The organism is Pontibacter sp. H249, from assembly GCF_037892465.1.
GTDB lineage: Bacteria > Bacteroidota > Bacteroidia > Cytophagales > Hymenobacteraceae > Pontibacter.
In genome coordinates, this window is the sequence record NZ_JBBKTR010000008.1 from 104,758 (window position 1) to 129,408 (window position 24,651).

Genomic DNA, 24,651 nt, shown 5'->3' on the forward strand with positions numbered 1-24,651 from the left:
ATAAAATTTAAACTGTTCACTCAATCACTCATTTGCTCTTTCAAAAAGTTTAATTTATGAACAGAAGCTTCAGGAAAAGAATAGCAGGCTTATTACTTATAAGTGCGCTGGCACTTCCAGCCTACGCACAGGTACAAGACCCGGCAACAACATACAATAACGGTAAAGTACTGCTGCAACAGCAAAAGTATGACCAAGCCATGGCCGAATTGCAACCACTTACAAGCGGCTCTACTGCCTATGCTCCCGAAGCTTCGTACTTTTATGCCTTGGCTGCACTTAAAGGGTATAAACTGGATCAAGCTTACCAGATGCTGCTGCAATTGCAGAATAACCATCCTAAGTGGGAAAGTATGAATGATGCGGATTACCTGCTAGCCAACATACTTTTTGAGCAGAACGATTACGAAAGAGCACTTAGTAAATTGCAGGAACTGCAGGGTACACCTCTGGCCGCTGAAGCAGAAGGCCTAAAACGCTATTACTTAAGCAAGCTGAACGACAGGACTACATTTGAAGCTTTACTTCAGCGCAACCAGAATGATAAAGCATTAGCCCAGGCATTTGCTGATAAACTTATTGGAGGCTGGTACCGCCCTCAGGATAGAAGAACGCTGGAAAACATTGTAGCACGCCACAACCTTGATCGTAAGCGCTACCTGAGCAAAGAGGCATTGAGTAACCAAGGCTTTAACGTAGCACTGCTCCTCCCCTTTCAGCTAAACCAGGATTTGCAGCAAACCGCCCGCAAAAACCAATTTATCACGGATCTTTATGCTGGTATAAAGCTAGCCCAGGACTCGCTGCAGAAGCAAGGTATAACTGTAAACCTGTACAATTACGACACAAGCGCCGATACCATGAGCGTAAAACGTGTACTAGACCTGCCGGAGCTAAAACAAATGGATTTGCTGATCGGTCCAGTTTACAGATCTACGGCTAAAATGGCTGCTCGCTTTGCAGCGCAAAATAGTATAAACGTTGTTAACCCACTTTCACAGGACCTGGAGATGGTACGGGGCAACACTAATGCATTTTTATTTGAGTCTTCTGTCGCAACACAGGCAAAACAGGCGGCAACGTATGCTTACCAAACATTTACTCCCAAAACTGCGGCCATCGTATTTGAGAACGCGAAAGAAGACACCACCTTTGCATATTATTACCGCCAGCAGTTTATTAAACTTGGAGGTAAAGTAAGAACCTATCGCAAAGTAAACTCCAGCCAGGCAACTGCAACCTCTACATTATTCAAGAGCATTAATCTTGATGAGTTGGGCCACCTGGCTGTTTTTTCAGATAAAATGACGGCTGCCGTAAACGCTACAAGTGTAGTGCAGAGCAAAGCCTCTACCCTACCCATTGTTACCTATGAAAAATGGCTGGATATCGGCCAGTTAACGCTGCGTCAATTAGACAACTTGGAAGTATACTTTATAAGTCCAAAGTTTATAAACAAGCAGAGCTCAACTAACAACTGGTTCCGCAGAAAGTATGTTAGCAAGTATAACATGGCACCATCAGCTTATGCCTATGCCGGTTTTGAAATGATGTACTACTTTGGCAGAATGCTACAGGAGTATGGCCCACAGTTTAACCAGCAGATGCAGGCTACAGGAGTAAGACCTGGTGTGTTCTACTCTGGCCTTGGCTACACAGACACAAACTCCAGAAACGAAATCCGCCAAGACAACCAGTTTGTGCCCATAACTAAACTCGACAACCTACAATTAACAGTAGTAAACCCAGTATTTTAATTACGAAATTCTAACAGAATTAATACACATATGATACTAGCACCAATCAGTAACGAACTTTTCTCACGAGCTCAAAATAGTATACCAGGAGGAGTAAACTCTCCTGTTCGAGCATTTAAAGCGGTAGGAGGAAATCCACGTTTCATGGTTTCGGCAAAAGGAGCCTATATGTTTGATGAAGACGGTAACCGTTATATTGACTTCATAAACTCTTGGGGACCAATGATACTGGGCCATGCAGCTGAGGTGGTACAGGAGGCCGTGCAGAAAGCTATTCCAAATTCTTTATCTTTTGGTGCCCCTACCCGAAAAGAAATCGAGATTGCAGAGCTGATCATCAGCATGGTACCAAGTATAGAAAAAGTACGCATGGTGAACTCTGGTACAGAGGCAACTATGTCGGCTATACGTGTGGCACGTGGCTATACAGGTCGCGACAAGATTATTAAATTTGAAGGCTGCTACCACGGCCACGGCGACTCTTTCCTAATCTCTGCTGGAAGCGGAGCCATTACCCTGGGCGTTCCGGATAGCCCGGGCGTAACAAAAGGTACAGCCAACGACACACTTACAGCACCCTATAATAACCTTGACGCTGTTAAAACACTGGTAGAGGCTAACAGAGGTCAGATTGCGGCCATTATACTTGAGCCGGTTGCAGGTAACATGGGCTTGGTTACACCAGCAGAGGGCTTCTTACAAGGCCTGCGCAACATCTGTGACCAAGAAGGGATCGTCCTTATATTTGACGAGGTAATGACAGGTTTCCGGTTAGCGCCAGGAGGTGCGCAAGAACTTTACGGCGTTACTCCAGATATGAGCACATTAGGCAAAATAATTGGCGGCGGCATGCCGGTTGGCGCCTATGGTGGCAAAAAAGAGATAATGGATTATGTAGCACCTGCTGGTCCGGTTTACCAAGCCGGTACTTTATCCGGTAACCCAATTGCCATGGCAGCAGGCATGGCTATGCTCACTTACCTTAAGGAGCATCCAGAAGTATACAATCAGCTAAATAGCATAACAGATAAACTTGTAAGCGGAATGCAGCAGAACATGCAACAATTAGGCATTAACTACACGATTAACCGAGTAGGTTCTATGTTTAGCATCTTCTTTACAAATAATCCTGTAACAGATTTCGAGAGTGCGAAGACCTCTGACACCGCTCTTTTTGGACGTTACTTTAATGCCATGTTGCAGAAAGGGGTTTACTTAGCTCCTTCGCAGTACGAGGCCCTATTTGTATCTACCGCTATCACCGATAGTATAGCAGACGAATATATTAAAGCTAACCTGGAAGCTTTAAAAGAAGCTGTTTAAAGCATTTTTTATTTTAAAAATCAAATTAGATTGAACAGCTAAAATCTGTCGCCTGATTTGATTACATTTACTCTGTATTTTCTTTACCCTTATGATATTAACTGATAAGCAGATTTTAGAGGAGATGGAGAAAGGCGCCATCCTAGTGGAGCCTTTTGACCGCGCTTGCCTCGGCACCAACTCCTACGACGTGCACTTGGGCCGCTACCTGGCAACTTATAAAGACGAAGTGCTGGATGCCCGTAAACACAACGAAATTGATACCTTTGAAATACCTGAAGAAGGATATGTGCTGCAACCTGGTCGTTTATACTTGGGCGTTACCCTAGAGTATACCGAAACACATGCCCACGTACCGTTTTTAGAGGGTAAGTCTAGCGTAGGTCGTTTGGGTATAGATATACATGCTACAGCCGGTAAAGGCGATGTAGGCTTCTGTAACACCTGGACGCTCGAAATTTCTGTATCACAGCCTGTGCGTGTATATTATAGCATGCCTATTGGTCAGCTAATTTATTTCGAGGTAAAAGGAGGCATTGAGAACTATTATAACAAGAAACAGAACGCAAAGTATAATAACCGAACAATCACTCCGGTTGAATCTATGATGTGGATGAACGAGTGGTAACCTGGTACATTTTTATCTGAAAAAAGGCTGATTTATTTAGATAAATCAGCCTTTTTGGCATAATATCTGCACTATATAAGATGTAAACAATTTTACAACAAATCGGAATCATTTGAAATTCTGATTCGTTGTACAGAAACAGGAAAGAAAAACAGAATAAACTACAGAAAGGAAAAAATTATGAAAAAGCAACTTGCAATGATATGTGTTATGATAGGATGCGCTGGTGCAGCAAATGCAAACGGAGGACCTAAAGCAACAGATAAAAAAACAACTACTGTTGAAAAGAAAGTTGCAATTGTTGCCGAAAAAAGAGCCGATCACCTTTCTAACATGATGATTCGTGACCTTGGCCTGAATAACTACCAGTCTCGTAAATTAAGAGAGATAAACAAAGATGTAGTTGCTCAAAAAATGGCTGTGGAAACTACGTTTGCAGGAAACCAAACTGCAATAGATCAAAAGTGTAAGGAGATCTGCAGTGTGCGTGATGCGAAATTAGAAAGCGTTCTTAGCACCAGACAGTATAACGAGTACTTTGGAGATCGTAAAGTTTACAACCAAACAGAAGTAGACTATATGGCCAGCTTGAATCAGCAGAACGGTAATCAAACTGCATCAGCTGCCGAAGCCGAAGTTGAAAATACTGTAAGCCTTAACTAACCAAGTATCCTATAAAGTATAAAAAAAGAGCCCCGCATGCGGGGCTCTTTTTTTATACTTTAGTTTTTATTTTACAAGCAATTAAGAGTTGCCCTTCTGCTGCTGCTCTTCAATGTGCTTCATGAGCTCTTCGCAAAGGTCACGCATTTTTTTTGCCATTACATTGTCGCTTGTTGCAGTGGCAATACTCTGCGCCATCGCCCCGATTGTATCAATATAGAAATACTTCATTTCATCAACAGGCATATCCTTTGTCCAAAGGTCAATTTTCATGGTGCCAGCCTCGTCACGGTCCCAAAGCGAAATGTTGATGGCCTTAGCGAAGTGGATCTTCTCTCCTGCGTCTGTAGCTCTCCAGCTGATGGCTTCTGGAATTTTATTGTCATCTAAGGCAATGCTGAAGTATATTTCTGATTTCTTCATTTTCTAAGTTTTTAAACTTTATGCTATATATATCACGTACTATGCTTGATAACTCATAGAAGTACAAAGTTACGCGATGCGCTACGGAATAAAAACACTATCACTCATTTTTACCCTCAGCACCCTGATGGGGTGTTCCAGAGTTTTTGCACCCTCAGCTGGTAAATTACATACTATAGCCTTTTATAATACGCAAAACCTATACGATACCATAAATGATCCTCAGAAAGATGATGATGCCTATACGCCAGATGGCAGTATGAAATGGGATCAAGAGAAGTATAACCGAAAGATACAGAAAATTGCACAGGCTATTGCACCTATCGGTGGTAGCAACGGACCAGCAATTATAGGCCTCACAGAAGTGGAAAATGCATTGGTACTCCAGGACTTACTAGGAACACCTGAACTTAAAAAGGCTAAGTATGAATACATTCACTTCGAAACAGATGATCCATCGGGCCTGGACTTGGCCATACTTTATAAACCTAACACTCTCAAAGTAGAATCTCGACGCAATATCAAAGTTGATTATGGTTCTAAACTTAATTTCAGGGATATTGTACAGGTAAACGGCAAGCTGCAGGGGGAGCCCGTTACTATTTTCGTAAACCATTGGCCGCCTCGCGCTGCAACACGCCGTGGCCAGCAGGATGATAGCCGCCTCCGAATAGCAGCTGCTACTTTACGCAAAGAAATAAATGCCATACAAGCTGCCAATCCTGATGCAAATATTATTGTCATGGGCGATTTTGATGCAGAACCACGCACTAAAGTTATGGAAGAGGTACTAAAAGCGACAGGCAGACCAAATCCGTATTATAAAGAGGAGTTATTTAACACATTTTACATGCATTATGTAAATGGCCTGGGCAGCTATTTTAGCAGAGGCGATTTCAAAATGATGGATCAAATTCTGGTATCCAAATCACTTTTAAGCGGAGCAGAAATAGAGTTTGTGAGAGGATCTGCTAAAATACATGATCCGGAGGAGCTTAAATTCTTGTATGGAAAGTATAAGAACACGCCAGTTCCTACTTTTTCAGGAAATACATACTTTGGAGGAGCCAGTGATCACTTCCCAGTATACATTCAAGTAAAAAAGGCTAAACGCTAATTAAGGGCAGGCAGCATGAGGTTAAAAGTTGTACCAGTATGCTCATCGCTTTCTACAGTGATAATGCCGTTGTGCTGCTCCACTAGTTTTTGAACTATATTTAACCCAAGCCCAACCGATTTCTCTCCTCGTAACCCATGTCTGCCAGCCTGAGAGAAGGCATTAAACAGGTGAGGTTTCAGATCCTGTGGTATGCCTATTCCATCGTCTGATATTTGTAATAGAATCTGGTTATCCTTTCTGCTCAGATTAATGCTGATACTTCCGTTCTCTTTGGTAAATTTTACTGCATTAGACAGCAAGTTATCCAGCACACGTTTAAACTTATCTGAATTTATACTAGCGTAAACCGGTGCAGAAACTGCAGAAAAAGTCAAATTTCTATTATCATTTAACTGCTCCTTCCACTCTTGGTACTGCTGCTCTACAAACACGCTGAGGTCTGTTTTCTCCATCGGGTAATGGTCTCTCCCCTGCTCTGCTTTGGCCATATCCAGCAGGTCGTTGATAATAGCTTTGGAGTTTTGGCAACTTTTTTCAATCATAGACAAGTATTTGGCCTTCTCCTCTGAGTTCAGTTCTTTTAGCTTCATAAGCTTTACCAACATCTCTATATTAGAAAAAGGGCCACGAAGGTCGTGCGCCACTACACCTAATATTTTGGATTTAGCTTTACTTATTTCCTCCAGTGCTGCGTTCTTCTCCTCTATTTGCACTAACTGCATAAAATGGTTTACCCTGAAAGTGTAGTTAAGACGACTTAATAGGAAAAAGAAGATAAGTATAAATATGGATCCTGTCTGGTTGGCAATAAACTGCGCATCGCTGAGATCAAGAAACAGAACACCGATAGCAAAGGTCAAACCAACCAAAATCATAAGTGTGATTGTCTCCTTCAGCTCTAACACCCACAGCAGCGCCACCAAAATAATACCCATTAGGTACATGGTCATGTTATTGATTGGGTTACCTTGGTTTGCTACAGACATGAGCAAACAAGTGATAGCGAACATAAAGCTATAGCCAAGGTTAATGTACCTGAAGTATGGGTGTGCTTTAGGAAGTCCTTTCTTTAACAGCAAATAAATACTTAGCAGCGAAACAGAAGCAGTTAGCGCATAGCTGATGTAGGCAACCCTGAATAAAGCAGCTCCCGGAAATTTATCGGCGTAATTAAATATGCTGTTACTGCCCAGTACTGTTAGGGAGATAAATAGCCAGATAAAAGCCATCATGCGGGTGCACTTCAGGTTATGAGGTTGGTAAGAATCACTGAACGCACTAGCATTGGCGGCAGGCGCAGATCGGAATAAGTAAAGTTGCATCAAATAATGCTGAAAATAAAGTTTAGCAAATGTACCAATCAGTTATAATACTTTGCATATCAGCACTATACTATTTTTTAATATTGCACTTAACAAATTAATAAAAGTATAAAACAAAAAAAGGTGAGCGTACGGGCTCACCTTTCTCATATTATTTGTCAGTTTTTACTAAACGTAGTTGTTAAGCATTACCGGCATTACCAGCATCAGCACGCTCTCGTTCTCTTCGTTAACAATTGGCATTAATAAGCCTGCACGATTAGGTGTGGAAAGTTCAAACGTAATTTCATCAGAGTCGATGTTGTTTAGCATCTCCATCAAAAACTTTGCGTTAAACCCGATTTCCATATCCTCTCCCTCGTACTGGCAGGTTAAGCGCTCATTAGCCTCATTAGAGAAGTCTAAATCCTCAGCAGAAACTTGCATTTCAGAACCGTTAAGCTTCAGGCGAATCTGGTGCGTAGTTTTGTTTGAGTAGATAGAGATACGCTTTACAGAGCTTAACAGGTCCTGGCGATCAATTACCAGTTTGTTTGGGTTCTGTACTGGAATTACGTTTTCGTAATCAGGGTAACGCTCATCAATCAAACGACAGATCATGCGGATGTTGTCGAAGCTAAAGAAAGCGTTAGACTGGTTAAACTCTACTCTTACAGCAGTAGCCTCCGATGGCAGTGTAGACTTTAACAGCATGAAAGCCTTTCTTGGAATGATCAGGGAGGCTTCCTGGTTAGTAGCGATATCTGTACGACGGTAACGCAGCAAACGGTGTCCATCTGTTGCTACGAATGTTACATTATCGCTACGCATCTGCACAAAAATACCCGTCATGGCAGGGCGAAGCTCGTCGTTGCTAACTGCAAAAATCGTTTTGTTGATCGCTCTGCTTAGAACGTTAGAAGGTATTTCAATAGCATTGGCACCCTGTACCACTGGTACACGCGGGAAGTCAGTTGCGTTCTCTCCAGACAGCTTATAACGGCCATTTGAAGAACTGATTTCGATTGTATACGTCTCCTCGTCAATTGTGAAAGTAACAGGCTGATCCGGAAGGTTTTTCAGAGTTTCTAACAGGATCTTAGCTGGAGCGGCAATACGGCCATTCTCCTTCGCCTCCACCGGCAGCTGCGTGATCATGGATGTCTCCAGGTCGCTGGCTGTGATGGTTAGCGTGCTGTTATTGATCTCAAAAAGAAAATTTTCCAGGATTGGTACCACAGGATTATTGGTTACCACACCGTTTATACTTGAAAGCTGCTTCAGGAGAGCAGAAGAAGAGACGATAAATTTCATTATGGTAGCTATAATGTTATTTGGACAAAGTTATAAATAAATCGCATTTATGCCACCACCTAATATAGCGATTAGGCACTATTTTATGCGAAAAAGTATAAATTTTAAAAACGTTCGTATTTGTGCTTGCGCAGGTAGTAGCGGCTTACGCCAAACACTACCAGCAATACAATTGGAGCCACCAGGTTTAGTAGTTGCCAAAAGTTTTTGTCTTCTTGTACACGCACTCTGTCTAGTGGGCGTAACTGAATTTCTTTGCTGCGTACGTTAATCAGGCCTTCGGAGTCTAACAAATAATGAATTGTATTTAAGGCAAGTTCTTTATTGGCAAATTTAACATTGTTATAACGGTCAAAACCAAGCTCATAGGGTTGCCCTGTACGCGGGTTAATTTCGTTGCGTATCAAGTCGCCATCAGAAAACACAGCGATTTTAGTCACTACTCCCACCTCTTTAATTGCCGTTTGCTGGGCACCAGCTGGTGCGCGCCTGTTACGAAACAGCGAAGAGAATTTGCCTTCCAGCAAATAACCTACCGGCTGCTCCCCTTCCTGGTACTGCTCCGGGTTCACCTCCATACGGGCTTCTTCAAGTGTTATCGGAACCGGAGGCTGCAGTACTCTGGAGTATTTGGAAGTATAAACCAATGGTGTTTTTAACACACCGTCAGCTTTTACAGTATCCATGGTGCCTACAAACTTGGTGTACACAGCATCCAGGTTGCGGGTAATAGGGTGTTTACTGAAGTTGTTCAGCAGTGGGTAAAAACGCCAGTTGATCATCTCAGTCTGTGGCCTTTCTCCCATATAGCCTGTTACCATAGGTATAAATCCAGAGTTCAGGTCCATGATCATGGTAGGGTTCAGGCGCACTCCGTAACGAAAGAACAGGTCTTCGAGATTTAGGTTGTATGGTAACGCAAACATGCCTCCTGCTCCTACACTGTCTAAGTTAGCGTTCAGGGCATCCACAAAAAAAACAGCCTTACCACCGTTCATGATAAACTGATCGATTTTATACTTATCCAGTTCAGAGTATGGTGCAGTGGGCTTTGCTATGATGATCAGGTCTAGGTCATTCAGGCTCGGGATCTGGTCCAGGTCGCCGAGAGCCACACGGTAGTACTCTTGCAAAGAGCCGAGCATGTCGGTAACCTGCTTCATCTCCAGCTCACCCTGGCCTGTTATGTACCCGATGATCTTGTTGCCTGTAAAAGCCAGTTTACGTACTCCTGTAGCCAGTTCAAACTCCACTCCCTCCACCGATTGGTTCAGACGTTCATCAGCAGAGGCTGCCAAGTTACCTTTCAGGAAGTTAACAGCTGTCTCTTTGCCTTTATACTTTATAACGGCTCCCGGAAACACCAGGCGCTCTACTTGCTTACCGTCCTCCGTCGCGCGGAGGTTTGTCGGGTTAATGCCCTTCTTCGCCAGGTTCATTATAAACTCGTTGCGCTGCTGTTCGTCGCTTATATCGTTCGGATCTATGAAGTTATAGCGTAGGTTTCCGCCGGAATATATTCTAAACTCATCCAGTGTTTCTCTTACAGACTGTTGCAAGCGCTTAAAACCAGCCGGAAAGTCACCCTCTAAGTATACATCTACCACTACCTCATCCGGCAGCTGGCTTAGCATCTGTTTTGTTACAGGTGCAATAGTATAGCGCTTGTCTTCTGTTAGATCAAGGCGGAAAAAGAAGTTAGCGGCAAGTAGGTTCAGAAGTATGATACCTACCACCCATGCTGCAAATTTCAGCAGATCGGAGCTGCGCTTGCTCTTGTTTGGTGCTGTTGCTGTTACCATTTTCTGCTTTTTAATACAAGTGTAGTGGCTAGTAACATAATAGCTATTACGCTGATAAAGTATAGCACATCTCTGGAGTCAACTAAGCCTTTGCTGATTGCGCTGTAGTGGTAAGAGATTCCAAGTTGGCTGATCATGTAGCTGTAGCTGCCCCACATCGGTATAGAGGCAATCAGATCAAAGCCTGTGTAGATGATATAGCATAAGAAAACCGCTATCACAAAGGAAATAATCTGGTTACTGGAAACAGATGATGCAAAGACGCCTATGGCACAGAAAACACCAGCCAAAAAGATTAAACCTAAGTATGAACCAACCACAGCAGCAGAATCTATATTGCCCTGCGGGTTGCCTAGCACATAAACAGAATAGTAATACAGCAGCGTTGGCAGCAGCGCAAAAAGAGCCAGCAGCAGCGCGGCAAAATACTTTCCAAGTATAAGCTGCAGGTCAGAGATGGGTTTGGTCAGGAGCAGTTCGATGGTGCCTTCTCTTTTCTCCTCGGCAAAGGTACGCATGGTAATGGCCGGTATCAGGAACAGGAACAGCCAGGGAGCCATATTAAACAGCGTCTGCATGTCGGCAAAGCCATACTCCAGCACACTGCTCTCCGGAAACACCCACATAAACATGCCAATCGCCACCAGAAACACCGCAATCACGATGTAGGCAATCAGGGAGTTCAGAAAGCCGTTAAATTCTTTTTTAAGTATTGCGAACATTCTATTTTAATTATGAATGCTGAATGCTGAATGCTGAATTATGAATGAGTATACTTTGCTCCCTCACTTAATTCATGATTCATACTTTCTAATTCTTAATTCTTAGTAAGTTGTTGGAATATTTTTTCGAGTGAATTTTCTTCCTGGCGCAGCCCTACCAGCGGCCAGTTTTGTTCGGCAGCAATCCGGAATACGTTGGAACGCACATCGGCCTCTTTGCTTGAAGTGATGCGATAAGTATATCCCTGCACCGGCTCTACCCGCAACACACCCGGTATACTTTGAAGTATAGCGATATCTACATCTGCCTCAAACTCCACCACCGTTACCTTCTCGTTTTTGCCTCCTGCCTGCAGGCTCGCCACATCGCTGTCGGCCACCAATTTGCCCCGGTTAATGATCACGACCCTATCGCAGATGGCGGCAACCTCCTGCATAATGTGTGTCGAGAAAATAACAGTTTTGTTCTGCCCAATCTGCTTTATGAGAGCACGGATGTCCACAATCTGATTAGGATCCAGGCCAGTAGTAGGTTCGTCGAGTATAAGCACCTGCGGGTCGTGCACCAATGCCTGGGCAAGGCCAACACGCTGCCGGTAACCTTTCGAGAGGGCTCCTATCTTCTTTCCCTGTTCCAGCGTAAGGCCGCACAGTTCTACCATCTCCTGCACCCGTGCTTTGGCGTGTTTGCTTTTAAGTCCGTAAACCGATGCCACAAACGCCAAATACTCGTGCACGTACATATCCAGGTAAAGCGGGTTGTGCTCTGGCAGGTATCCAACATGGCGGCGTACTTCGATAGGGTTTTGCACTACATCAAAGCCATTCACTACTACTGTGCCAGCTGTTGGCGGAAGATAGCAGGTGGCAATCTTCATGGTGGTAGACTTGCCGGCACCGTTTGGCCCCAGGAAACCTAGTATCTGCCCCTGCTGCACCGAGAAAGAAATATCGTCTACGGCGCGTTGCGTCCCAAATAATTTGGTAAGGTTCTTTACTTCAACAGACAAAGTATATTAATGACTAATGTTTGACAAATGAATACTAGACAAAGGACAAAAGACTTATTAGTAATCTATTATAACGTACCAGCCTGCTGTCTTATTTAGTCGCTCAGGATACGCTTAGTGAACAACTTAATACTGCAGCAATTTGGCAAACCTATACTTTCAGCTTGGCACAAAAATCTTATTAATCTTCTAATCCAGAAATCTTAGTCCAAATCCTGATTCAAGTCCCAAAGGTATAAATATCCCGCCAAACAATTATTCTTTGCCTAATGTCTTCCTTCCTTTTGGCATTAATGGGCGCACTTCAATATCCACGTGGTGATAGTTCGGGTGCGACTCCAAAGTATGAAGTATGGTAGAGGCAATATCCTCGGGGCGCATCATGTTCTCGTTTACCGTAACGCTATCAATGTTATCGAAGAAGTTGGTTTGCACAGAACCAGGATAGATGCAGGTAACTTTAACACCGTAGTCGCGCACCTCTTTGTAAAGGGAATGCGAAATACCACGCACAGCATGCTTGGTGCCACAGTATCCCGACATTTGCTCAATACCCGTTGTGCCTGCTATGGATGAAATGTTGATAATATGCCCCTCTCCTAACTCCTTCATGCCCGGCACCACCAAACGGCTGCAGTAGAAGATACCGTTCACATTGGTTTCGAACATCGTATGCCAATCCTCTATGCTCATATCTTCCAGTAAACCAGCAATGCCAAGCCCTGCATTATTTACCAGTATCTGTATATGCGTACCCAGATGGGAAAATGTCTGGTCGAATGCCTGCATCACAGAGTCATTGTAACGCACATCGCATTCGTAAAAAAAGAAGTTTTCGTGCTCCAGGTCAGGTTTTGTTCTGCCCCAGCCTGCAACTTTGGCTCCTTTATCGAGCAAGGCCTTAACTGTGGCTAAACCTATTCCTTTGCTAACTCCGGTTACTACCGCTACTTTACCTTCTAAATTCATAGTTTCTTTATTTGATTTTATAGATCAACCCTACACGTAGTACACGCATGTATACCTCAGGGTTTGCCCCATCGTAGTTTTGCATATAGTTTGTTAAGCCATGTGCATAGCTCAACGACAAACCAAAACTGTGATAGTATGCCGCAGCACCAATTCTAGGCCTTACATCAAGCTTAGATGTGCTTAATTCATACTTCGAACTTGCCTCTTCTCCGTTAGCATAGGTTGCTTTTGCATTTTCTTCTGCATGGAAAGCTAAACCCAGGTCGGTACCAAGCGTTACGTCCACATCAAAAGCTCCGGCATTAACCCTGCGCCCAACGTATGGCGCTACATTTATCAGGTCGTAGCGGCGCTCTGTACTTCCCTCTGCCTCAAACACCCTCAGTGAGTTGTTTCTGTACTCTTCTACCCTGTTAATATTAACATTGCTTCTCAGAGACTCTACTCCTGCCTGTGCTCCAACCAAAAAGTTACTGCTGAAAACCTGCTGCACCTGTGCTGAAATACCGTAAGTGGCTGACAGCTTACTACCGTAAGATTTTTCAGTTATACCTTTAGGCCCCGGATAGTTCGGATAATAAATCAGCCTTGTTTCGCTTGCAGCAGACTCGCCACCGAAACAAGATACCCCAGAGTTTAGCTGCACGCCAACTTCCAGCTTCTGGCCAAAAGTATAAGTTGTTGCAAAAAAGCAGAGAATAAAAAGAGGTAAAGATGCTTTCATAAAGTATAGGTTGGTTAGATAATAGGTTTAATAGTTTTACTCAGCTGGTAGATTAAATCTCTAACTATTCACTCTCAACTCTTAACTTAGATATCTCCCAACTGCGGTCTGATCAGCATCTCCTCTACCACGCTATGCTCAGAAAGTATATAGGCATTATGAATAGCCATGGCAACATCCTCAGATTTCATGAAACGCTCCGGCGGCAGGTCTACACCCTCCCAGCTGGCCGTTAAGGTTGCCCCCGGAAGTATGGCTGTTACTCGTACATTATGTTCTTTGGTTTCTTCGCGCAGCACCTTGGTCATACCATACATGGCATACTTTGATATGCAGTAAGAGCCTCCATTTATATATGGAGTTATACTTGCCGTTGAGCACATATTAAAAATGTGGCCAGAACGGCGTTTGATCATATCTCCTACAAAGGCTTTTGTTATGTAATAAGCACTGTAGAGGTTGGTGTTGATCATAAACGGAAGCGCCTCATCGTCTTCTTCTGTAATCTTACCGGGTATAAAGAGGCCGCTGTTGTTTACCAGCACATCAATCTTCACCTTAAGCCCTTTTACATAGTCGATAAAAGCCTTCATTGATTCTTTATTGCTCAGGTCTGCCTCTTTGTAAAATACTTTGGAAAAAGTATGGCCCTGCTCTATCTCAATCTTTAACTTTTGCAGCTCTGATGCGTTTCGGGAACAGGTAATAATATGGAAACCATCTTTGGCAAACTGCTCTATTACAGCTCTTCCAATTCCTTTTGTACCACCTGTAACCAGAATGTATCGTTGCATAAATATGTACCGTTTTATATGTTTTGCGATTTTAAACGTAATATAGTTATTAATACCGTATTTTTGTTTAACAACATGCTTTTAAACCGCATCTGAACCCTTTATGCTGCAACACTTCGGAAAGTATCTGCTGTTTATGACGAGCCTGTTCACCAGAACAGAATCGCCGAGGATACTATTTAACAGAACCATTGACGAGGCCATACTTATAGGTATAAACTCTATTTTTATTGTGGCTATTGTCTCTACCTTTATTGGCGCCGTAACCTGCGTGCAGGTCTCCTATAACCTGAACAATGCCTTTATCCCGCGATCAACTATCGGTTTTATGGTGAGGGAAATGACTATTCTGGAACTCGCACCAACCATAACCTCCATTGTTTTGGCTGGTAAAGTAGGTTCAAGTATAGCGGGTGGTCTTGGCACAATGCAAATTACAGAACAAGTAGATGCACTAGAAGTAATGGGTATAAACTCTGCTTCTTACCTGGTACTACCAAAATTAATTGCTGCGCTGCTTGTATTTCCGTTACTTGTAATTCTAGCTATGTTTCTTTCTATTGCTGGCGGCTACGTGGCAGGCACTGTAACAAATGCCTTAACAGCCCAGGAGTATATTACGGGTATCCGGGGAGATTTTGTACCCTACAACATAACTTTTGCTCTTATCAAATCTTTTGTATTTGCTTTCCTTATCTCTTCTATTTCTTCTTTCAGAGGATACTATACTTCGGGTGGAGCACTGGAGGTAGGAGCAGCCAGTACAACCGCTGTAACAAACAGTGTAATTGCCGTGCTTATTGCAGACTTTGTTTGTGCCCAGTTGCTGCTGTAACAGCGTGTAGCATTTTACAATTTGATCAATGATAGAAATACATAATATTCATAAAACCTTTGGCGATAAGAAAGTGCTGGATGGCATTAGCGGTGTTTTTGAAACCGGTAAAACCAATCTGCTTTTAGGAGCCAGCGGTACGGGTAAAAGTGTGCTGTTAAAGTGCATTGTTGGCTTGATTAAACCAGATCTTGGAAGTGTGACCTTCGATGGCACATACTTTACCAATAACAAGCTGGATATACGCCAGGAGATTCGTCGCAAAATTGGTATGCTGTTCCAGAGCTCTGCCCTCTTCGACTCTATGACAGTAGAGGAAAACGTGATGTTCCCGTTAAAGATGCTTGCCAAAATGCCTAAAGACGAGCGCCTGGACCGGGTGAATTTCTGTTTGAAGCGTGTTGGTCTGGAGAATGCGAACAAAAAAATGCCTTCTGAATTAAGCGGTGGCATGAAAAAGCGTGTAGGTATTGCCCGCGCCATTGCCCCAGATTGTACTTATTTGTTCTGTGATGAACCAAACTCAGGCCTGGACCCACTTACAGCACTCAAAATAGATGGCCTCATCAAGGAGATCACGGAAGAGTATAACATCACAACCATAGTAGTTACTCACGACATGAACTCCGTGATAGAGATCGGTGATAAGATCATGTTCCTGTACGAAGGTAAAAAGCTCTGGGAAGGCACCCGCGACAACATACTGGATTCAGACGTACCTGAGCTGAATGAATTTATTTTTGCTAACCGCCTGATGCGCGATGCCAAGAAAGTGGAGGAAGGAGAAGCCTGAAAGTAAGACCTTAGCATAAAAGCAGAAGCCCCTGCCGTTATCACGGCAGGGGCTTCTGCTTTTATGGATCTAGTATCAGCTTATAAGCCGTACAGCATACCTGATACAGTAGCTGTCATCATACAAGCTAAAGATGCACCTAACAGCGCCAGAAAGCCTAATTTAGAAAGGTTGCCCTGCTGGCTAGGAGCCATACTTCCGATACCACCAATCTGTATGGCAATGGAGCTAAAGTTAGAGAAACCACACAGTGCGTAAGTAGCCATGATCAGCGACTTAGGAGAAAGCAGGTTATTATTCTTCATTTCAGCCAGGTCCAGGTATGCTACGAACTCATTAATAGCAGTTTTCTGTCCGAGCAAGCTACCCACTAGCAGCGTGTCCTGCCATGGCACCCCCATGATAAAAGCAAATACTCTAAAGATCTGGCCCAAAATATACTGCAGTGAGAAACCTGAGAACCGGCCATCTGTGCTCGCAACTACCCATCCGTTAAGACCTGTCAAGTCGCCTACCACGTCTGTTAACAGGTAATTTACAAGTGCAATCACAGCAATAAAGGCTAATAACATACCACCAACGTTAGCAGCTAGTCTAAGGCCGTCAGCAGCACCTCTTGATAGTGCATCCACCAGGTTTACACCCAGTTGCTCTTTGTTCATCTCCAGCTCTGTATGTATTTTATCGGCCTCTGTTTCAGGTACCAGAATTTTAGCCAGTACAATACCGGCTGGTGCGTTCATGATTGAAGCTGTAAGCAGGTGGGCTGCAAAAATGGCTTTCTGCGCTGGGTCATCTCCACCTAAAAAGGCAACATAAGCTGCCAGTACACCACCAGCCAGTGTTGCCATACCGCCAGTCATAAGACACATCAACTCAGAGCGCGTCATGCGGCTAATAAACGGACGCACGAGCAATGGCGCCTCTGTCTGACCTAAGAAAATGTTACCTGCAGCAGACAAGCTCTCAGCACCTGACAAACGCATACCCTTCGACATAACCCAGGCAATACCATACACGATCTTCTGAAGTATACCCAGATAGTACAAACCAGCCGATACTGTAGAGAAGAAAATGATTGTAGGAAGTACAGAGAAGGCAAAAATGAAACCTAAGCCAGCATTTTGAGATGGATTGGCCAAGTTACCGAACAGAAACTGAGCACCAGCCTGCGAAAAATCCAGGAACGTTACAAAGCCACGGCTAACTGCTGCAAAACCATCTGCTACCAGAGGCACCTGAGTAACCAGTACGCCAAATAAAAGCTGAAGAAAAACACCGAAACCAACAAGCTTCCAGTCAATTCGTTTTTTGTTTTTTGAGAACAAGAAGGCAATGGCCAAAAGGACGAGTAACCCGATGACCCCTCTAAAAATATCGTACATGCTGTGGCTAAAAATTTGCCAAAAGTAAGCCTAATATCTATTAAAACAAAAAGTCCTGCACCAGATAGGCACAGGACTTTTTGTAATTCCTATATTGTTAAAATCAGTTTCGTTTGTTCAACTCGTCGCGAATCTTAGCCGCACGTTCATAGTCCTCTTTCTCAAGGGCATCGGTCAGCATTTTGTTCAGATCATCAACAGAAGTCTGGCTAAGAGACTCTTTCGTAGTTGAGGTTGGGGTAGAACTGCTTTTTACAGCCATTTCTTCGCTCTCCTCCTCTTCTTCCTCCAGATCGCTAAGTATAATGCCAGCTTCGGAAAGCACACTTTCCACGGTATAGATCGGAACTCCAAAACGTAAACCAATAGCGATGGCATCAGAAGGGCGGGCATCCAATTCAAACTCTCTGGAGCCATTGGTGCACATTATTTTAGAATAAAACACCCCTTCTTTCAGGTCTGAGATCAGGATCTCAGTTACCCTTACATCCAACTCCTCAGCAAACGACTTAAACAAGTCGTGCGTTAGTGGCCGGTTTGGATTAATTTTCTCGATCTGTATGGCAATAGATTGTGCCTCAAACATGCCAATAATGATTGGCAACCTTCTATTTCCGTCTCTTTCACCTAAAACAAGAGCAAACGAACCCGTCTGCGATTGGCTTGATGAAAGCCCGAGTATCTCTAACTGAATTTTCTTCACAGTATTCTTCTAAGTCTATTTGTCTAAAGCCTTGGCAGCTTCAATTAATTTAGGAACTACGTCGAAAGCGTCTCCAACGATGCCATAATCGGCAGCTTTAAAGAACGGCGCTTCCGGATCCTTATTAATAACGACAATCACTTTAGAAGAGTTAACCCCCGCTAAGTGCTGAATTGCACCGGAAATACCGATGGCAATGTACAAATTAGGGCTAACGGTGATACCTGTCTGGCCAACGTGCTCGTGGTGAGGTCTCCAGTCCAGGTCAGACACAGGCTTAGAGCAGGCTGTTGCAGCACCAAGTGCCTTCGCCAGATCCTCTACTAAATGCCAGTTCTCAGGACCTTTTAAACCACGGCCACCAGATACAACGATCTCAGCCTCTGGCAAAAGTATACCTCCGTCTGTATCCTGCATTACTGTCTCTTTCGGGGCAGCAGCAAAATCAGCGTCGGCAAGGTCGGCAGATAGTTTTTCTACTGTAGCATTTGCACCGCCTGTGTGCGCTACTTCAAATGAATTTTTCTTTACAGCGATGATCTTCACATCAGAAGTAAGGTTTACATCAGCAAACGCTTTACCTGAGAACACACCGCGCGTTACTACAAACGAGCCGCCATCCGTGTTTGGCAGGGTTGTTACGTTCGTGGCAAGCGAGCCATTTAAGCGCACTGCCAGCTTAGAACCTACAGCAGCACCGATGTTCGAGTTAGAGAACACCAGTACTTTAGCGCTTTCCTGCTGGGCTGCTTTAGCGATTACCTTAACATAGGCATCAGCCACAAACTGCTTTAAACGGTCATCGGCATCATACAATACTTTGCTTATACCATGCTCACCAAGTTTGGTAAGGGCATCTTCGTGTACCTCTCCGATAGCTACGGCGGTGGCTGTTGTGCCCATTTGCTGCGCTACCTGGCTGCCGTAAGAGGCTGCCTCTAGCGAGGATTTTTTGATCTCTCCGTTAAGACCTTCTACAAATACTAATACAGACATGGTTATAGTACTTTAGCTTCGTTTCTTAATAATTTAATCAGCTCTCCTGCGTTCTCGGCGTCAATCATTTTAACACCACCTTTTTTCTCAGGTTTGCTGAAGCCTACATAATCTGCTTTTGCTTCAGCGCCAACTGGCTCTCTTACAGCTAAAGGCTTTGTACGGGCCGTCATAATACCGCGCATGTTCGGGATTCTTGGCTCCGACATTGGCTGCTGTGCGCTGGCCACGAAAGGCAGCTTCACTTCCACCACTTCTTTGCCACCCTCGATCTCACGCTCCAGGCGTGCAGTGCTGTCGTCTACCATATCCAGTTTAAAGGCTGGCGTTACAGACGGGATGCCCAGCATCTCGCCTACCATGTTGTGTACCTGAAAACCGTTATAGTCGATAGACTCTTTGCCCATCAGGATCATATCGTAGTTGTTTTCTTTGGCAACGGCAGTAATTTGCTGTGCTACAAAGAAAGCATCTTTAGGATGTGCGTTAACACGGATGGCGTCGTCTGCTCCAATTGCAAGCGCCTTGCGGATGTTCGGCTCAGCATCGGCCTCTCCTACATTCAAAACGGTAACGCTGCCGCCCTTAGCCTCTTTTAGTTCGATGGCTCTGGTCAGTGCGTATTCATCCCATGGGTTGATAACAAACTGAACGCCATTTTTGTCGAACTCTTTGTTATCTCCTGTGAAGTTGATCTTCGAAGTAGTATCGGGAACGTTACTGATGCAAACTAATATTTTCATGGTTAGAAATGTTAGCTTATTAAAAGTTAAATTTGTGCGAAGTTAGTTAAAATATAGCCAAATCGAAATGTCTCAAAACAGATTAGAACAACTTTTCAAATTCCTTGAAGAGGACCCGAATGACGCCTTCACGTTGTATGCCATAGCAACCGAGTATCGCAACATTGATAAACAGAAAGCCATGGAGTACTATGAAAAATTGCTAGCCGAACATGAGAACTACGTAGGTACGTATTACCACGCAGCCAAACTATACGAAGAGTTTGGACAGAACGATGTAGCAGAACGCATTTATAAAAAAGGAATGCAGATTAGCCGGCAAGAAGGCAACCTACACGCTTTCTCTGAACTGCAGCAGGCTTACAATAAAATGATGGGCCTGGATTACGAGGATGACTAGTATTCCCCGTCTGCTTGCATCAAAAATAGTATGCATGCAGCATATTTACAAGTACTATTTATAAAACTGTTGTAGCTTTATTTTGTTGCGAATAATTTTATGTAAATCAGGATTTTCAGGATTTCCTCTAGGGTATACACATCTAGTTAGTGCCATGAAGTATAATTTTATCAGAACAAACCGAATAAGCCCCTATAAAACGGTTAAAACTATACCTTGTAAATTAAAAGAGCAGCCCTTACAGGCTGCTCTTTTAATTTATACTTATCCGCAAACATGCTCCAGAAATCTAACCTTTGTGCTGCCGGGCACAAGTTTTAATCCTTTAGGTATGCCGTGGTGTGAATCTTTATAGTGGTTTGCAAACCATACTTTGTAGCTTTCCTCATCGGTCCAGTAAGTCATTAACCAGATCTCATTTTCGTTATCCTGCGGATACATTACTTCCAACTTCAGGAAACCGGCTTCATCATCAACCATGTGTGGCCTATTTTTAAAGGCCTCTCTTACCTCTGCGGCCATATCGTTGGCTATGGTAAATGTACTCAGGGCTATAAACATGTAATTAATTTAAAGTAAAAGTATACTTCAAGCTACCGTAAAGTAGGCCCGAAGTTTTATAAAGGTAAGGGAATAAAACTAAGTAAGATAAAGTAAGGGCACAAAGTATAAACGTAGATAGATTATAAGTATCATTACTCATAAAGTTGTAAAAAAGTCATACCTCTTTATAAGAAAAAGCCGCAACTGCAAACCAGCAGCTACGGCTCTATACTTAAGTTTATACTTTTTAATTCAAGGTGAGTACCAAGTCATCGGTATTCACCAGCGAGCCTTCCGGCAGATGCACGGCACCAACCATAGTATCCTCTGTGGCGGTAATGGTGGTTTCCATTTTCATGGCTTCGATGATGAACAGCGGTGTATTCTTCTTCACCTTCTGCTCCTTCTCAACCAGGATCTTCGACAGCATTCCCTGCAGCGGTGCTCCCACATGTTTCGGATTGCCTTTCTCGATCTTCTGGTGCTGCACGCGCTCTACCTTCACGGAGTTGTCACGTACCTCAATGTTTCGGGTCTGGCCGTTCAGTTTAAAGAACACAGTGCGCATACCGTCCTCATTCACCGGCCCCATCGACTGGAACTTGATAACGATAGATTTACCGCGCGCAATGTCTATAATGGCCTCTTCGCCGGGCTGCATGCCGTAGAAGAACAAACGTGTCGGGATCTTGGAAACATCGCCGTACAGTTCGTAGTGCTTATGGTAATCTTCGTATACTTTCGGGTACAGCTGGTACGACAGGAAGTCCAGGAAAGTAGTTTCCTTACCAAACTTCTCCTGAAATAACTCAAACTCCTTGTCAAAGTCAATCGGCTCCAGGTGCTCGTTTGGTCTGTCGGTAAACGGCTTTTCATCTTTCAGCACGATCTCCTGTATCTTTCTAGGGAATCCGCCCACTGGCTGGCCTAAGTTGCCTTTAAAGAACGACTGCACCGAATCCGGGAAGGATATCTGATCGCCGCGCTCCAGCACATCTACCGGCGTCAGGTTATTCGATACCAAGTATAAAGCCATATCCCCTACTACTTTGGAGCTTGGCGTTACCTTTACAATATCCCCGAACATGGCATTTACCTCGGCATAAGTTTCTTTGATGGTTTCCCATTTATCACCCAAGCCTAATGCATTTGCCTGTGGCCTTAAGTTAGAATATTGCCCTCCCGGAATCTCATGGTGGTATACTTCAGCTGTACCTGCTTTCAAGCCAGACTCGAAAGGATAGTAATACTCACGTACTGTTTCCCAATAGTTGGAATGGCGGTTCAGGCTAATCTGGTCAAATTCGCGGTGGCGCTCCTGGAAACGCATCATCTCCACAACTGAGTTAAAGTTAGGCTGCGATGTTAAACCAGACATAGAACCCAGCGACACGTCTATCACGTCTACGCCAGCCTCGATGGCTTTCAGGTAAGTAGAAGATTGAATAGATGCTGTATCGTGCGTGTGCAGGTGGATCGGGAGTTTTATCGTATCGCGCAGCGCCTCTACCAGAACCGTAGCCGCATAAGGCTTTAAAAGGCCAGCCATATCTTTAATGGCAAGTATATGCGCCCCGGACTCCTCAATCTGCTTTGCCAGCTGTAAGTAGTAATCCAAAGTATACTTTGTCTTGGCAGGATTCAGGATATCACCGGTGTAGCAAATGGCCACCTCTGCCAAACCTTGCGTGCGTTTGCGCACAAAGTTGATGCATGGCTCCATACTTTTCATCCAGTTCAGTGAGTCGAATATCCTGAAAACATCCACCCCCGTCTCCCACGACTTCTCTACAAAAGACTCAATCAGGTTGTCTGGGTAAGCCTTATACCCTACCCCGTTAGAGCCACGAATAAGCATTTGCAACAGTATGTTTGGTACGGCTTTCCTTATTTGAGCCAGTCGGTCCCATGGGTCTTCGTGCAGGAAGCGCAGGCAAACATCAAAGGTAGCGCCGCCCCATACTTCCATACTAAAAGTTTGCGGATGATCTTTGGCAAAGCCCTCTGCGATCTTCAGCATATCGAAGCTGCGCATACGAGTTGCCAGCAGCGACTGGTGCGCATCCCGGAAGGTGGTGTCGGTGTAATGGATAAGCGGGTCGTTGCGCAGCCATTTCGAAAACTCGTCCGGCCCTAGCTCCGTCAGCAGGTCTTTGGTGCCTTTCTCGTAAGGTTGAGCCAGTCGCTGGCCAAAAAAATCCGGCTTACGCAGCACCTTGTCCTTGTCTACCTTTTTCACATCCGGGTTACCGTTCACGATCACGTTACCTAGGAAAGTAAGCATCTTCGTAGCCCTGTCCTTGCGCTGCTTAAATACAAATAGCTCCTGATGTGTTTTGATGAAATCTACTGTGTACTCACCGGAAATAAACTCAGGGTGGTTAATGATGTTCTGCAGGAACTGTATATTCTGCTTCACGCCCCGGATACGGAACTCATCCAGTGTACGCGACATTTTCATGGCGGCATGGCGCAGCGTAGGTGCATGAGCCGATACTTTTACAAGCAAAGAATCGAAGAACGGGCTGATCTTGGCACCTTGGTATACACTGCCCTGGTCGAGACGTATACCGAAACCACCTGCACTACGATAGGCGATAACAGTACCATAGTCTGGCTTAAAGTCGTTTTCCGGATCTTCGGTGGTAATGCGGCACTGGATAGCCACCCCGTTGGCACGCACTTTATGCTGCGGTCCCAACAGTACCTCCTCGTTGTCTAGTGGATAGCCGTCGGCAATAAAGATCTGAGTTTTGATCAGGTCGATGCCGGTTATCATTTCCGTAACCGTGTGCTCTACCTGGATGCGTGGGTTTACCTCAATGAAGTAGATGTTGTTCGTATGCGGCTCCACCAGAAATTCTACTGTGCCTACGTTGTTGTAGTTTACAGCCTTACATATTTTGATGGCGTAGTCATAGAGTTTCTGCCGTGTCTCCTCGTTCAGGGTAATGGCCGGGGCCACCTCCACAACCTTCTGGAAACGACGCTGCACTGAGCAGTCACGCTCAAACAGGTGTGTTATGTTGCCAAAATTATCAGCCACAATCTGTACCTCGATATGCTTCGGGTTCTCTACATACTTCTCCAGGAAAACCGTGTCGTCGCCAAATGCTTTTAGAGCTTCGTTCTTAGCCTCAAAAAAGCCTCTTTCCAGCTGCTCATCATCCCGGATCACGCGCATACCACGACCACCGCCACCCGCTGCCGCTTTCAGCATAAGCGGGTAACCAATGCGGTGCGCCTCTTCAAGGGCAGTCTCGTAGGTGTTTAGATCCAGCGTATTGCTTTGAATAATTGGCACTTCGCAGCTTTCGGCTACTTTTTTGGCAGCGATCTTATCTCCCAAAGAGGCCATTACCTTAGGCTTAGGACCTATAAAAATGATCCCGTTATCGGCACACTTCTGCGAAAAATGCTGGTTCTCTGATAGGAAACCATAGCCAGGGTGAATGGCATCCACACCATTTTCTTTGGCAATTCTGATAATGCCATCGATGTCGAGGTAGGGTTGCAGCGGTTGATTGTCTTTGCCAATCTGATAAGCTTCGTCGGCTTTGTAGCGGTGCAGCGAATAGCGGTCTTCGTAAGTATAAATTGCCACTGTTTGGATATTAAGCTCCGTACAGGCACGCAAAACACGAATCGCTATCTCGCCACGATTAGCAACAAGTACTTTTTTTATTTTCATACAAGGTGA

Annotated in this window: 23 protein-coding genes; 8 read left to right on the plus strand and 15 right to left on the minus strand. The window is 44.3% G+C overall.

The annotated features are described in order from the left end of the window. The first annotated feature begins 56 nt into the window (after positions 1–56). From WG943_RS11780 to WG943_RS11795, 4 genes are all read left to right on the plus strand, one after another. Positions 57–1,757, plus strand: coding sequence for an ABC transporter substrate-binding protein (locus tag WG943_RS11780; protein ID WP_340409189.1), 1,701 nt, complete (start codon positions 57–59; stop codon positions 1,755–1,757). Positions 1,758–1,787: 30 nt separating this feature from the next. Continuing rightward, on the plus strand, positions 1,788–3,080 hold the full coding sequence (gene hemL / locus WG943_RS11785; RefSeq protein WP_340409191.1) for a glutamate-1-semialdehyde 2,1-aminomutase: 1,293 nt from the start codon (positions 1,788–1,790) through the stop codon (positions 3,078–3,080). 91 nt (positions 3,081–3,171) lie between these two features. Next, positions 3,172–3,708, plus strand: a complete 537-nt coding sequence (dcd, locus tag WG943_RS11790; protein WP_340409193.1) for a dCTP deaminase — start codon at positions 3,172–3,174, stop codon at positions 3,706–3,708. A gap of 180 nt (positions 3,709–3,888) precedes the next feature. After that, positions 3,889–4,371 carry a hypothetical protein gene (locus tag WG943_RS11795; RefSeq protein ID WP_340409195.1) on the plus strand — a complete coding sequence of 161 codons (483 nt, stop codon included), beginning with the start codon at positions 3,889–3,891 and terminating at the stop codon, positions 4,369–4,371. Positions 4,372–4,452: 81 nt separating this feature from the next. Here WG943_RS11795 and gldC read toward each other — a convergent pair whose 3' ends face one another. Next, positions 4,453–4,794, minus strand: a complete 342-nt coding sequence (gene gldC / locus WG943_RS11800) for a gliding motility protein GldC (RefSeq protein WP_340409197.1) — start codon at positions 4,792–4,794, stop codon at positions 4,453–4,455. 76 nt (positions 4,795–4,870) lie between these two features. Here gldC and WG943_RS11805 point away from each other — a divergent pair, with 76 nt between their 5' ends. Next, entirely contained in the window at positions 4,871–5,911 is a 1,041-nt protein-coding gene (locus WG943_RS11805) for an endonuclease/exonuclease/phosphatase family protein (protein ID WP_340409199.1), read from the plus strand. Here the strand turns inward: WG943_RS11805 and WG943_RS11810 are convergent. The 8 genes from WG943_RS11810 to WG943_RS11845 all read right to left on the minus strand — a co-directional run bounded on the left by WG943_RS11810 (position 5,908) and on the right by WG943_RS11845 (position 14,553). Continuing rightward, positions 5,908–7,236 carry a sensor histidine kinase gene (locus WG943_RS11810; protein WP_340409201.1) on the minus strand — a complete coding sequence of 443 codons (1,329 nt, stop codon included), beginning with the start codon at positions 7,234–7,236 and terminating at the stop codon, positions 5,908–5,910. The two genes, WG943_RS11805 and WG943_RS11810, sit on opposite strands and share 4 nt — an antisense overlap. Positions 7,237–7,404: 168 nt before the next feature. Continuing rightward, positions 7,405–8,529 (minus strand): DNA polymerase III subunit beta, encoded by a 1,125-nt coding sequence (dnaN, locus tag WG943_RS11815; RefSeq protein WP_340409203.1) that lies wholly within the window; start codon positions 8,527–8,529, stop codon positions 7,405–7,407. Between the two features lie 104 nt (positions 8,530–8,633). Further along, positions 8,634–10,331, minus strand: a complete 1,698-nt coding sequence (gene gldG / locus WG943_RS11820) for a gliding motility-associated ABC transporter substrate-binding protein GldG (protein WP_340409205.1) — start codon at positions 10,329–10,331, stop codon at positions 8,634–8,636. Then, the gene (gene gldF, locus WG943_RS11825) at positions 10,325–11,053 is read right to left on the minus strand and encodes a gliding motility-associated ABC transporter permease subunit GldF (RefSeq protein ID WP_340409207.1); all 729 of its coding nucleotides are present in this window, start codon (positions 11,051–11,053) and stop codon (positions 10,325–10,327) included. Before gldF ends, gldG begins: the two co-directional genes overlap by 7 nt. Positions 11,054–11,148: 95 nt before the next feature. Next, positions 11,149–12,063: a gliding motility-associated ABC transporter ATP-binding subunit GldA gene (gene gldA, locus WG943_RS11830; protein ID WP_340409209.1), complete on the minus strand. Its 915-nt coding sequence runs from the start codon at positions 12,061–12,063 to the stop codon at positions 11,149–11,151. 255 nt (positions 12,064–12,318) lie between these two features. Then, complete coding sequence (locus tag WG943_RS11835) at positions 12,319–13,032, minus strand: SDR family oxidoreductase (protein ID WP_340409211.1); 714 nt, start codon at positions 13,030–13,032, stop codon at positions 12,319–12,321. 7 nt (positions 13,033–13,039) lie between these two features. Next, positions 13,040–13,759: an outer membrane beta-barrel protein gene (locus tag WG943_RS11840; RefSeq protein ID WP_340409213.1), complete on the minus strand. Its 720-nt coding sequence runs from the start codon at positions 13,757–13,759 to the stop codon at positions 13,040–13,042. An 86-nt stretch (positions 13,760–13,845) separates the two neighbouring features. Continuing rightward, positions 13,846–14,553 (minus strand): SDR family oxidoreductase, encoded by a 708-nt coding sequence (locus WG943_RS11845; RefSeq protein WP_340409215.1) that lies wholly within the window; start codon positions 14,551–14,553, stop codon positions 13,846–13,848. Between the two features lie 103 nt (positions 14,554–14,656). Here WG943_RS11845 and WG943_RS11850 point away from each other — a divergent pair, with 103 nt between their 5' ends. Further along, positions 14,657–15,388 carry an MlaE family ABC transporter permease gene (locus WG943_RS11850; protein ID WP_340409217.1) on the plus strand — a complete coding sequence of 244 codons (732 nt, stop codon included), beginning with the start codon at positions 14,657–14,659 and terminating at the stop codon, positions 15,386–15,388. A gap of 28 nt (positions 15,389–15,416) precedes the next feature. Further along, positions 15,417–16,181: an ABC transporter ATP-binding protein gene (locus WG943_RS11855; RefSeq protein ID WP_340409219.1), complete on the plus strand. Its 765-nt coding sequence runs from the start codon at positions 15,417–15,419 to the stop codon at positions 16,179–16,181. Between the two features lie 80 nt (positions 16,182–16,261). Here the strand turns inward: WG943_RS11855 and WG943_RS11860 are convergent, their stop codons facing one another. The 4 genes from WG943_RS11860 to WG943_RS11875 all read right to left on the minus strand — a co-directional run bounded on the left by WG943_RS11860 (position 16,262) and on the right by WG943_RS11875 (position 20,008). Next, positions 16,262–17,566, minus strand: coding sequence for a NupC/NupG family nucleoside CNT transporter (locus WG943_RS11860; protein ID WP_340409221.1), 1,305 nt, complete (start codon positions 17,564–17,566; stop codon positions 16,262–16,264). A gap of 103 nt (positions 17,567–17,669) precedes the next feature. After that, positions 17,670–18,269, minus strand: a complete 600-nt coding sequence (locus WG943_RS11865; RefSeq protein ID WP_340409223.1) for a bifunctional nuclease family protein — start codon at positions 18,267–18,269, stop codon at positions 17,670–17,672. Positions 18,270–18,284: 15 nt separating this feature from the next. Further along, on the minus strand, positions 18,285–19,265 hold the full coding sequence (locus WG943_RS11870; protein ID WP_340409225.1) for an electron transfer flavoprotein subunit alpha/FixB family protein: 981 nt from the start codon (positions 19,263–19,265) through the stop codon (positions 18,285–18,287). 2 nt (positions 19,266–19,267) lie between these two features. Next, complete coding sequence (locus WG943_RS11875) at positions 19,268–20,008, minus strand: electron transfer flavoprotein subunit beta/FixA family protein (protein WP_340409227.1); 741 nt, start codon at positions 20,006–20,008, stop codon at positions 19,268–19,270. 67 nt (positions 20,009–20,075) lie between these two features. On the opposite strand from WG943_RS11875, the gene WG943_RS11880 reads away from it, so the two are divergent. Then, complete coding sequence (locus tag WG943_RS11880; RefSeq protein WP_340409229.1) at positions 20,076–20,408, plus strand: tetratricopeptide repeat protein; 333 nt, start codon at positions 20,076–20,078, stop codon at positions 20,406–20,408. A gap of 264 nt (positions 20,409–20,672) precedes the next feature. Here the strand turns inward: WG943_RS11880 and WG943_RS11885 are convergent, their stop codons facing one another. Together WG943_RS11885 and WG943_RS11890 are read right to left on the minus strand one after the other, a co-directional pair. Beyond that, positions 20,673–20,969, minus strand: a complete 297-nt coding sequence (locus WG943_RS11885; RefSeq protein WP_340409231.1) for an antibiotic biosynthesis monooxygenase family protein — start codon at positions 20,967–20,969, stop codon at positions 20,673–20,675. A gap of 229 nt (positions 20,970–21,198) precedes the next feature. Then, positions 21,199–24,642 carry a pyruvate carboxylase gene (locus WG943_RS11890; protein WP_340409233.1) on the minus strand — a complete coding sequence of 1,148 codons (3,444 nt, stop codon included), beginning with the start codon at positions 24,640–24,642 and terminating at the stop codon, positions 21,199–21,201. Positions 24,643–24,651 lie beyond the last annotated feature (9 nt).

Excerpts from the sequence above, each read along its gene's own strand:
- WG943_RS11780 (WP_340409189.1), top strand. The coding sequence starts at position 57 with ATGAACAGAAGCTTCAGGAAAAGAATAGCAGGCTTATTACTTATAAGT.
- hemL (WP_340409191.1), top strand. The coding sequence starts at position 1,788 with ATGATACTAGCACCAATCAGTAACGAACTTTTCTCACGAGCTCAAAAT.
- dcd (WP_340409193.1), top strand. The coding sequence starts at position 3,172 with ATGATATTAACTGATAAGCAGATTTTAGAGGAGATGGAGAAAGGCGCC.
- WG943_RS11795 (WP_340409195.1), top strand. The coding sequence starts at position 3,889 with ATGAAAAAGCAACTTGCAATGATATGTGTTATGATAGGATGCGCTGGT.
- gldC (WP_340409197.1), bottom strand. The coding sequence starts at position 4,794 with ATGAAGAAATCAGAAATATACTTCAGCATTGCCTTAGATGACAATAAA.
- WG943_RS11805 (WP_340409199.1), top strand. The coding sequence starts at position 4,871 with ATGCGCTACGGAATAAAAACACTATCACTCATTTTTACCCTCAGCACC.
- WG943_RS11810 (WP_340409201.1), bottom strand. The coding sequence starts at position 7,236 with ATGCAACTTTACTTATTCCGATCTGCGCCTGCCGCCAATGCTAGTGCG.
- dnaN (WP_340409203.1), bottom strand. The coding sequence starts at position 8,529 with ATGAAATTTATCGTCTCTTCTTCTGCTCTCCTGAAGCAGCTTTCAAGT.
- gldG (WP_340409205.1), bottom strand. The coding sequence starts at position 10,331 with ATGGTAACAGCAACAGCACCAAACAAGAGCAAGCGCAGCTCCGATCTG.
- gldF (WP_340409207.1), bottom strand. The coding sequence starts at position 11,053 with ATGTTCGCAATACTTAAAAAAGAATTTAACGGCTTTCTGAACTCCCTG.
- WG943_RS11835 (WP_340409211.1), bottom strand. The coding sequence starts at position 13,032 with ATGAATTTAGAAGGTAAAGTAGCGGTAGTAACCGGAGTTAGCAAAGGA.
- WG943_RS11840 (WP_340409213.1), bottom strand. The coding sequence starts at position 13,759 with ATGAAAGCATCTTTACCTCTTTTTATTCTCTGCTTTTTTGCAACAACT.
- WG943_RS11845 (WP_340409215.1), bottom strand. The coding sequence starts at position 14,553 with ATGCAACGATACATTCTGGTTACAGGTGGTACAAAAGGAATTGGAAGA.
- WG943_RS11850 (WP_340409217.1), top strand. The coding sequence starts at position 14,657 with ATGCTGCAACACTTCGGAAAGTATCTGCTGTTTATGACGAGCCTGTTC.
- WG943_RS11855 (WP_340409219.1), top strand. The coding sequence starts at position 15,417 with ATGATAGAAATACATAATATTCATAAAACCTTTGGCGATAAGAAAGTG.
- WG943_RS11860 (WP_340409221.1), bottom strand. The coding sequence starts at position 17,566 with ATGTACGATATTTTTAGAGGGGTCATCGGGTTACTCGTCCTTTTGGCC.
- WG943_RS11870 (WP_340409225.1), bottom strand. The coding sequence starts at position 19,265 with ATGTCTGTATTAGTATTTGTAGAAGGTCTTAACGGAGAGATCAAAAAA.
- WG943_RS11875 (WP_340409227.1), bottom strand. The coding sequence starts at position 20,008 with ATGAAAATATTAGTTTGCATCAGTAACGTTCCCGATACTACTTCGAAG.
- WG943_RS11880 (WP_340409229.1), top strand. The coding sequence starts at position 20,076 with ATGTCTCAAAACAGATTAGAACAACTTTTCAAATTCCTTGAAGAGGAC.
- WG943_RS11885 (WP_340409231.1), bottom strand. The coding sequence starts at position 20,969 with ATGTTTATAGCCCTGAGTACATTTACCATAGCCAACGATATGGCCGCA.
- WG943_RS11890 (WP_340409233.1), bottom strand. The coding sequence starts at position 24,642 with ATGAAAATAAAAAAAGTACTTGTTGCTAATCGTGGCGAGATAGCGATT.